Source organism: Bartonella florencae (genome assembly GCF_000312525.1).
Lineage (GTDB): Bacteria > Pseudomonadota > Alphaproteobacteria > Rhizobiales > Rhizobiaceae > Bartonella > Bartonella florencae.
The window spans coordinates 277,975-285,675 of record NZ_HE997453.1 but is presented as its reverse complement, the minus strand read 5'-3'; the positions used below and the strand labels follow the sequence as shown (position 1 = coordinate 285,675).

Sequence of the window (7,701 nt, the reverse complement as noted above, 5' to 3'; positions counted from 1 at the left end):
TTTACGTTGTGTTAAGAACAGATGTTGTAAAATTTGCATGTCTTAATCCTTAAATTTGCCAATAGGGTTATTTGACTCAAATTTGACTGTACAGAGCGTTTTATATTACAGATGTTACTTTCATCATAAAATCTTTAAATCGCTTTGTAAGGTACCTTTTTGTAGATTTAAAAGCATATCCAATCTCAAAACCATCAGCACTTTTCACTACTTTGCTGTTTTTCACTCAATGCCCTTTAAAACTTCTTCAAGCTCTTTTGGACGCTTTTCAATGCGTTCTGATGTTATCGTCGCCTCTTGATTTTTGCCCTCGATTTCTGGCTTTTGAATAACCTTCAAAACACGATTGGCTTGAAAACGAAAATCACTTTCAAGCTTTTCGCAGTAACGATAAAAATCTGCTGTTGACGGCATAAAAGTTGCATTTAAACCCTCTGCTTTGCCTTTCAAAGCGTTCTTTGTTGCTGTTTGCAATACCCAGCTGCTTATGCCTTCAAGAGTGTAAGCATACGCAAGCGCTGTCGCTTTTTCATCTGATCCAATGGGGCTTTTGAGACCATTTGAAAGGACAAGATACGCTGTTTGGATTTCCTCTTCCGTCGCTTTTCTTTCAAGCTGTTGCAACGCATCAGTAACCAATGCTGTAACTCTCTCCGCTTCTGCACTCAATGGCTTTTGCCCCGTTTTCCAAAGGAACGGTAGTTCTGTTGTCATCCTCGAATAAAAATTTGTACACACTATCTGAATTTTTGATATTGGACATGTGCTGTGCAACTCGATAACTCCAGCCACGCTGCTGTTCTGTTTGTTTAGTGCTTGTTTTTCCATAGTTTCCACCTTGTTGATTGATTTCGTAATTTTTTGAATTTCTCACCCAGTTACGCCATGTTGCTTGCCAATCGATTTTGGTTGCATTTGCACCGGCTTTTGAACGCCAGTAGTCCCGAAACTTTGCGATTTCGACTTTGATCCGCTCTGGTGGCAAGCCCTCTGTGTGTGCAAAATCGTAATCGGGTTCAAAATCCGCAGGCAACCTACACCCCCGATTAGCTTTCGCTTGTTTTGCTGTTTGGGAAATGTTTTCTTGCTCGTGAATGGGAGGTTGGCTTTCTACACCCGTTTCGATTTGTTCTGATTGGCTTTGGAGGGTATCACCCTCGATTGGTTCGTCAACCAAATCGGTTGTTTCTAAATTTTCAGAACCAATTTCTTTTTTTGCTAATACGATAGTATTAGTTTTTTTATATATATTCTTATTCTGGTTCTTTATAGCTTGATTTTGCTTAGCGTTTGCTTCAGCAAAAAAAACGTTTTGCTTGTCATTTGCTTCAGCAAAATTATTAACATGTTGTTTTATCGTGTTTTTTGCTTGCGCACCTTTTTTACCAGCTTCACTACGAACTTGTGATATGTGATCTTTTTTATCCGAAAAATCTTTTAGCTCTTCTTCAACACGCGTATTCCACAATCCACCATCTATATCAATAAGTTTATCATTCCTTATGAGATATTCGACAATCGCTGCAAATTTTTTCTGCGAACAATTACAAGCGCGTGCAAGCGTTCCAAAGTCTGTTTTAATTGGTGCTTTTTTATCGTACATGCGAACGAGAAGCGTCATATAAGCCCCCCTTTGCTCCAATGTCATTCCATCTGTACCACTTATCCAGTCATACAAATGGAATCTTATCCATGGCATACCATTAGACATGTGTACCCCCTTCTTTCTTTAAATATAAAATTGCCAAAGCATCTGCTTCGTTGTCATCTTCAGGCGCATGCCCTTTTGCATGCATTGCCTGTATCATTTTTACTTTTGAGGCGTTTCCTTTTCCTGTCGTTGCTTTCTTAATTGTGCCAACAGTAATGCCTTCATACGGTATTTTATGATGTTCACACCATGCCGTTAAGATTGATAACAATTCACCGTAAATATGCGCTGCATCAGTACCCACATGCCGGCGTACTTCTTCAAAATACACCGCGTCAATGCTGCTTACGGTCTTCTTTATTTCTGATAGACATCTCTTAAAGCGTAAATAATACATTTCACCGACTTCAAAATATTGGGGGTGAAAATTCATGACACCACTGATGATGTGAACATCAGCACCGCATATAGCCCAGCCAGTCTTGCTACCTAGATCAAGACAGAGAATGGTTTGTGTGTTGGTGATCATAATCCCCCCTTAAGGTTGTTGTGTGTTTATGCGTGCATTATGACAGAGCGCGTTGTGATTGCTTGTCTTGCAAAAATGTTTGTGAAAAAGTAACCTCCCAGCGATTCTAAAAAAGTGGGGAGGGGAAAGATGCAAGAATGGATAAAGATATTTCTTACAGGTTTTGTTTCATTTGCTGTGTCGCTTTCTGTAGCGCTTATTTTAAGAAATAAAGACCGTAAAGAAGCAGCCAAAATCCGCAAAGATGATTTAGAAAAAGCTGCAAAAGAACGAGAAGAAGATAGAGAATGGGTAAGCAAGCAATTTGCAGAAAGCCAAGAACAGACGACAGCCCTTAAAGAGCAAGCGAAATCGACAAAAGATCTTGCTGAATGGTCAAAACAACATGTTGAAATTTTATTATGTGCTTCAAGACCACCCTTAGATCTCAAAGCGGGTTTTGACCTATTAGGACAAGTAAATGGTATCTCATATATAGCGATGATATTGCAGGTTACAAATCTAACAAAGAAAGATATTTTAATAAGAAATATACAAATGTCAGAAAGCAGCCCCTTTGAATTTATTGAAAATGTTTGTTTGTTTACCCAGTATAGGTCTGATATAGTGGACGAGTGCGTCGTCATTAAGAGAACAGCTCCCAAATACATTTCTTTAGATCCTAAAGAGATCAAATCGAACTCCACCGTAGAGTTTGCTTTAAATTTTTTCATTATGCCTGCTAGTAAACGCACTTTTTTCACTTTCTATTAAGCTGCTCTGACTTCAATGTCCGAAATATTGCAAATTGTACTCTTGAACACACTTCACCCGACAATCCAGATGAATTAATCACTGCTCGTTTTTGGGCGTCATATCCACGCGACAAGTTTACGTTTAAAAAATATGATCCCAAAATTCTTCAGTCTCAATCTTAATGTCGCAATTCTCTACTGAAGTATGTTCCCCTGAAACAAGAAAATCTATTGGTTTGAGCTTTTCTTTGATCAACGTATAAATTTGATAATTTAATTTACTAATCAGCTCCATCTGTGAAGCCAATTTTAACCTTTGTTTGTATAGCATTTTATTTTTTTGTTTAATCAAAGAGGATAGGTTTTCAAGTGCCGCTTGTTGCTCCTCAATTGATTTGTCTCGCTCTGCAAGAGTTGCTTCATGCCATCTCACCCAACTATCAAATTTTGACTTATGCCATTCTTCTCGTTTTTTAAGAATTTTTGTATGAATCGCATATCGTTTTACAAGTTCTTCTCTACTACAATCACGATCCGGTATCCGTCTAAATTCTTCCACCAATCTATCTCCATTCTCGATTTTCATATTACAACCTATTAATCTACAAATCCGTGTGTAGACTTTCTTCAATATCCCGTTTCTCATGATCTTTCTTCTTTAAGAGCGTGTATGCTGCTGCTGGTGCTCTTTATTATCTATAGGATTGGATGCATTAAACTTCTCCATTAGATAGCGCATATCTTTTTTAGATTTTGTCATTGGATGAATACCCCGATGGTATTTATTCCCATAATTATGGAGAAACCAATCGAGTGTAACCCAAGATAGATCTTTAGATTTAGACACTTGGATAATTGTGTTCCAGTATTTTGGGGAAATACTATTGCGGTCGCGCATTTTACGCGCAGCTTCATAGCTACATCCAATTTCTTCTGCAAATTGGCGTATAGATTCCCAAGATTCAATCAAATTTTTGACATAAAGATTATTAACCATGAAATAAATAGTACATTACGTACAATTTTAAATCAAGATAAAATCGTACACAATGAATGAAAAAAATAGTGGATAATGTACGAATGACTTATTTACCAAAAGATAGGCTTAAAATAGCACGCAAAAATGCTGGGTATGCAACACCAAGCGAGGCGGCACGCGCTATACCAGCTCTTAATAAAAATACTCTCATTAGTCACGAAAATGGAAATCGTCCTGTTTCGCGCCAAAAAGCAGAGCTCTATGGACAAGTATTTAATGTCGATCCAGGATGGATTTTATATGGCGAATCCCCTCAAGAAAACCCTAGCATTAACATAAGCATTCCTCTTATTTCATGGATTAGTGCTGGGGAATTAAGTGAGCAAGATGGAATAATGGATTTTTCAGATTATCCTATGACAGAAGCTGTTAATCTTCCTGCTGGTGAATGGATTGCTTTACGTGTGGATGGTGCATCTATGAATAAAATTAGCCCTCCGGATTCTATAATATTTGTAAATATGCGAGACAAGAAACTTGTACCTAATGCCTGCTATGTAATTGCAGATGAAACTGGGCAAGCAACATACAAACGATACAGACCTAACGATAATCCTCCTTTTCAGCCTGCTTCATATGATAAAACAATAAAAGCTCCAAAACTTGAAGGCACTATCTCTATAATAGGTCGCGTACGACGCACTATCCTTGACATGTAAGTTCAATACAGCTCTCTGTTTAAGTTATCAACTAGATATCATTATAGGTCATAGCGGATTATTGATTCTTATCAAAAAACTGCATGCTTATTGATTCTTAAATTAGGCGATGATTCGTCATTTTTTTCATTTTTCTAAAAAATAGTACATTATGTACTTGACTATAATTAGCACATAATGTACTAATATATTCCATAAACCACACACAAACAATTGCCAAGAGGCGTTAGGGAGGGGAAATTATGGAAAAGCCAATTCTTATTAATTCCAATGAAATTTTATTAGTTGCCTACGATGATGATCAAAACATTGCAGAGTCTGGACCGCTTGATGCAAGCCAAATTCTAAGCATTATTGATGAAGTAGATGATGCCATCCAGATCTTTCGTATAAATCCTTCTGAGAACAGTTGTGAAGATATCTCTGAAGAAATTGCAGAAGCATATGTAGAAGAAAATATCGAACGTCTCCATGAGGAGAGTGAAGTTCATGACTTTGTACGTGAAAGTGTTGCTTATCATGACCTTTTATCTGATTTAGCAAAAGAAAAATATAATGATGAGTTTTACGGTACTTATGAACAACAGCACCGTTTGCGTCTTAGTGATGTGCTTTAAATTTCTTAAGGGCGCGTTTTAAAGCGCCCCCTTTAATCTATCAATAATTGATTAGAGTAAACTTATGAACACACATGATACTCATATTCATAGTGAAGGATATCTCACACCTGAAAACGAGGTAGACGACAAAATCGGTTATGTCCAAATGGTCAATGCCCATGTCATGCATAGGTACTTAAATTTAAAACAAGATTTTTCCACTTGGTTTAATGATCGTGTTGCAAAGCTTGATCTAAAAGAAGGCGTGGATTTTGTTTTTACAAAACAAGAATGGAACAGACAGAAGATTTGTCCAAAATCTGAAATAGAAACAGATAAAACCGATAATCATTACTTCAAAATTCACGCAGCAAGGAAAGTTGCTCAAGCAGAACGCCATAGAAATTATGGCAGAATATTATATCAAACCTTGTGTTTTTGTTAATGAAGGAAGTGATGATGCAAAACTTTATCAGAACATATGAAAAAAATACGAAGTTCTTGAAAGGAGTCCATCATGCATAATGTTATGGCAGCAACAGAAAGCAATTTTAATAATCAAACAGTTAAAACTATGTCCAGTCGTGAAATTGCTGAACTATGTGGTAAACAACATGCTCATATCATGCGTGATATTAGGCATATGTTAGGGGAGTTATACCCTGAAGGGGGTCAATCCAAATTTGGAGCCACCTATTTAGATAAACAAGGCAAGCCTCAAAACTGCTACCATCTCCCCAAACGTGAATGCCTTATTTTAGTTTCAGGTTACAACATGACATTACGTGCTAGGATTATAGACCGCTGGCAAGAATTGGAAAAGCAAGCAGTAACACTACAAATCGACTATTCAAGTCCAAAAGCTATGATTGGCTTTTTAAATTATCTACAAGGGCAGATAGATCAAAAAGACAGCATTATTGAAGATTTAACACCAAAAGCCATGGCACTTGAAAGTTTACAGCGCCACGATGGGCTCTTTGGTCTTACTGAAGCTGCTAAAATCCTCGAAATACAACCAAAACAATTCATTCAATTCTTACAGCAAAAAGGGTGGATTTACAGACGAGCAATAGGTGGAAATTTACTTCCTTATCAAGACAAAATTCAAAAGCAACTGATGGATTGTCCAACCATCACGCTTCAAACCTCTAGTGGAATAGAAAAAGTCGTACCGGCTGCAAAAATTACCACAAAAGGAATTGGTGTGCTGTCTCAAGAACTTAAAAGACAAAGCATGCATTAATTAAGGAATGCAATAATGAAAAAGAAATACGAACTGACTGATAAAATCAATATAGTTTATCTGCACCAATTTTTTAATTTTTTAATTGACAATATACTATCAGTATATATATGCTCAAACAAGGTGCTTGAAAAACACCTTAAATGCATAGCGGATGAATTGCCGAAACAGTTTATTTTCCGCACATTAAAGGCTTTGACTCGTTGTATGTTACAAGCATATAATGGCATTGTCGGGTGTAGTTGCGCTATACAATACTCTTTATGGGGAAAGCGTAACGACGGACTATGCACCGTGTTTTTCAGCACCCGGCATCCTTTATTGGATGTCAATGAAAAACATCTAACTGCATAGGAGTTCACAATGAACACTCTCATTAAAATATCAGAACAAGTTATTGATCAGCAAACTGTTCAAACTGTTAATGCACGTGATTTGCATGCATTTTTGGAAAGCAAACAAGATTTTTCTACTTGGATAAAAAAACGTATTTCTGCTTATTCTTTTCTTGAAGGACAGGATTTTATTCGCTTCCACAAAAAAATGGAAGCGAACAACGCTATAGCAGTAGAATATCACCTCACCCTAGATATGGCGAAAGAGCTCTCAATGGTTGAACGCAATAAGAAAGGACGCCAAGCACGTCGTTACTTTATTGAATGTGAAAAGAAACTAAGAAGCCAAGCGGTTGATTATGATAATGATACACGCTTTGATTTGCCAAGTTATTGGGAGGGTATGAATGCTGGTGAAAAAGTTTTGTATCTTTTAGGTCCTATTCATATGCGTCTTATCGATGCATTCAGAGTAGATGAAGAGAACAGGAAATATAAAACCTTAATTGAAGAAGCAAAACAGGTCTTAGCAAGATCTGTCGTTAAAGCAGCTTGAGTAAAAATTGATTCACCTCCTCGTTTTACAGGCGGGGAGGGGAACAATATCACATAGCTTTTAAAGGAAGGCTTCTAGCCAAAACAACCAACTTTCAACACATGCGTGATTCGCGCCACGGGGGAGTTGCGCTTTAAATGGAGGAAATCAATATGAATGAACGAACTACCACACAAACGGAATTAGTGGAAAAAACAAACACTTGCGAAGTCAAACAAACAGCTATGGATCGCATTTTAACAAGAGCTTTAGAAAATGATGTCGATATGGACCGCTTAGAGCGCCTGATCGCATTACGAGAAAAGGAAATAGAACGACAAAATTATCAAAGCTTCGTCTTTGATCTTTCCGCC

Annotated in this window: 11 protein-coding genes and 1 pseudogene; 7 read left to right on the top strand and 5 right to left on the bottom strand. The window is 37.3% G+C overall.

All coding sequences use genetic code 11. The features are described from left to right. Positions 1–222 precede the first annotated feature (222 nt). The 3 genes from BN202_RS06740 to BN202_RS06730 are packed head-to-tail and all read right to left on the bottom strand — an operon-like array spanning position 223 to position 2,180. Entirely contained in the window at positions 223–669 is a 447-nt protein-coding gene (locus tag BN202_RS06740; RefSeq protein ID WP_198005545.1) for a hypothetical protein, read from the bottom strand. Further along, a complete protein-coding gene (locus BN202_RS06735) occupies positions 629–1,711 on the bottom strand; it encodes a YdaU family protein (RefSeq protein ID WP_019219857.1) in 1,083 nt (360 codons plus the stop codon). The genes BN202_RS06740 and BN202_RS06735 overlap by 41 nt, the downstream gene beginning before the upstream one ends. Then, on the bottom strand, positions 1,704–2,180 hold the full coding sequence (locus tag BN202_RS06730) for a crossover junction endodeoxyribonuclease RuvC (protein ID WP_019219856.1): 477 nt from the start codon (positions 2,178–2,180) through the stop codon (positions 1,704–1,706). Before BN202_RS06730 ends, BN202_RS06735 begins: the two co-directional genes overlap by 8 nt. Positions 2,181–2,309: 129 nt before the next feature. On the opposite strand from BN202_RS06730, the gene BN202_RS10350 reads away from it, so the two are divergent. Further along, the gene (locus BN202_RS10350) at positions 2,310–2,933 is read left to right on the top strand and encodes a hypothetical protein (protein ID WP_019219855.1); all 624 of its coding nucleotides are present in this window, start codon (positions 2,310–2,312) and stop codon (positions 2,931–2,933) included. A gap of 123 nt (positions 2,934–3,056) precedes the next feature. Here BN202_RS10350 and BN202_RS06715 read toward each other — a convergent pair whose 3' ends face one another. Together BN202_RS06715 and BN202_RS06710 are read right to left on the bottom strand one after the other, a co-directional pair. After that, entirely contained in the window at positions 3,057–3,500 is a 444-nt protein-coding gene (locus tag BN202_RS06715) for a hypothetical protein (RefSeq protein ID WP_244426423.1), read from the bottom strand. Between the two features lie 72 nt (positions 3,501–3,572). After that, a complete protein-coding gene (locus tag BN202_RS06710) occupies positions 3,573–3,911 on the bottom strand; it encodes a hypothetical protein (protein WP_019219853.1) in 339 nt (112 codons plus the stop codon). An 83-nt stretch (positions 3,912–3,994) separates the two neighbouring features. Here BN202_RS06710 and BN202_RS06705 point away from each other — a divergent pair, with 83 nt between their 5' ends. The 6 genes and pseudogenes from BN202_RS06705 to BN202_RS06675 all read left to right on the top strand — a co-directional run. After that, complete coding sequence (locus tag BN202_RS06705; RefSeq protein WP_019219852.1) at positions 3,995–4,612, top strand: LexA family transcriptional regulator; 618 nt, start codon at positions 3,995–3,997, stop codon at positions 4,610–4,612. Positions 4,613–4,854: 242 nt separating this feature from the next. Then, positions 4,855–5,229 carry a hypothetical protein gene (locus BN202_RS06700; RefSeq protein ID WP_019219851.1) on the top strand — a complete coding sequence of 125 codons (375 nt, stop codon included), beginning with the start codon at positions 4,855–4,857 and terminating at the stop codon, positions 5,227–5,229. 64 nt (positions 5,230–5,293) lie between these two features. Beyond that, the gene (locus BN202_RS06695; RefSeq protein ID WP_019219850.1) at positions 5,294–5,656 is read left to right on the top strand and encodes an antA/AntB antirepressor family protein; all 363 of its coding nucleotides are present in this window, start codon (positions 5,294–5,296) and stop codon (positions 5,654–5,656) included. A 72-nt stretch (positions 5,657–5,728) separates the two neighbouring features. Further along, positions 5,729–6,457 carry a Rha family transcriptional regulator gene (locus tag BN202_RS06690; RefSeq protein ID WP_019219849.1) on the top strand — a complete coding sequence of 243 codons (729 nt, stop codon included), beginning with the start codon at positions 5,729–5,731 and terminating at the stop codon, positions 6,455–6,457. Positions 6,458–6,820: 363 nt separating this feature from the next. Beyond that, positions 6,821–7,348 (top strand): antA/AntB antirepressor family protein, encoded by a 528-nt coding sequence (locus tag BN202_RS06680; RefSeq protein WP_019219848.1) that lies wholly within the window; start codon positions 6,821–6,823, stop codon positions 7,346–7,348. Positions 7,349–7,500: 152 nt separating this feature from the next. Then, positions 7,501–7,701 (top strand): annotated as a pseudogene (locus BN202_RS06675) (ERF family protein); the annotation flags it as partial.

Bases quoted from the DNA above. Each gene is read 5' to 3' on its own strand.
- BN202_RS06735 (WP_019219857.1), bottom strand. From the start codon at position 1,711: ATGTCTAATGGTATGCCATGGATAAGATTCCATTTGTATGACTGGATA.
- BN202_RS06730 (WP_019219856.1), bottom strand. From the start codon at position 2,180: ATGATCACCAACACACAAACCATTCTCTGTCTTGATCTAGGTAGCAAG.
- BN202_RS10350 (WP_019219855.1), top strand. From the start codon at position 2,310: ATGCAAGAATGGATAAAGATATTTCTTACAGGTTTTGTTTCATTTGCT.
- BN202_RS06715 (WP_244426423.1), bottom strand. From the start codon at position 3,500: ATGAAAATCGAGAATGGAGATAGATTGGTGGAAGAATTTAGACGGATA.
- BN202_RS06710 (WP_019219853.1), bottom strand. From the start codon at position 3,911: ATGGTTAATAATCTTTATGTCAAAAATTTGATTGAATCTTGGGAATCT.
- BN202_RS06705 (WP_019219852.1), top strand. From the start codon at position 3,995: ATGACTTATTTACCAAAAGATAGGCTTAAAATAGCACGCAAAAATGCT.
- BN202_RS06700 (WP_019219851.1), top strand. From the start codon at position 4,855: ATGGAAAAGCCAATTCTTATTAATTCCAATGAAATTTTATTAGTTGCC.
- BN202_RS06695 (WP_019219850.1), top strand. From the start codon at position 5,294: ATGAACACACATGATACTCATATTCATAGTGAAGGATATCTCACACCT.
- BN202_RS06690 (WP_019219849.1), top strand. From the start codon at position 5,729: ATGCATAATGTTATGGCAGCAACAGAAAGCAATTTTAATAATCAAACA.
- BN202_RS06680 (WP_019219848.1), top strand. From the start codon at position 6,821: ATGAACACTCTCATTAAAATATCAGAACAAGTTATTGATCAGCAAACT.